1 protein-coding gene is annotated in these 243 nt (G+C 57.2%); it reads left to right on the forward strand.

Features of this window, described 5'->3' with window-relative positions; genetic code table 11:
• Positions 1–243: hypothetical protein (locus tag KVT34_RS30935; protein WP_217563365.1), on the forward strand; the 243-nt coding region annotated here is incomplete at both ends.

A 243-nucleotide genomic window follows, 5' to 3' on the forward strand; every position in this document is an offset into this window, starting at 1 on the left:
TCTGGCCAACCGCGATTCCAACATCCACTATGCGCTCCTAGGCGATTTTACGGATGCGCCGGATGAACAGCTTCCGGGGGATGACCGGTTGGTCCGTCTTGCGGAGGATAAAATTCGCGCGTTAAACGAGAAGTACTCCGCACCAGGCGGAACGACGTTTCATTTTTACCAGCGGCGCAGGCTTTGGAATCCCCTTGAGGGCGTGTATATGGGCTGGGAGCGCAAACGCGGCAAGCTGGTCGA

The organism is Paenibacillus sp. GbtcB18 (genome assembly GCF_019091125.1).
GTDB classification, from domain to species: Bacteria; Bacillota; Bacilli; order Paenibacillales; family NBRC-103111; genus Paenibacillus_F; species Paenibacillus_F chitinolyticus.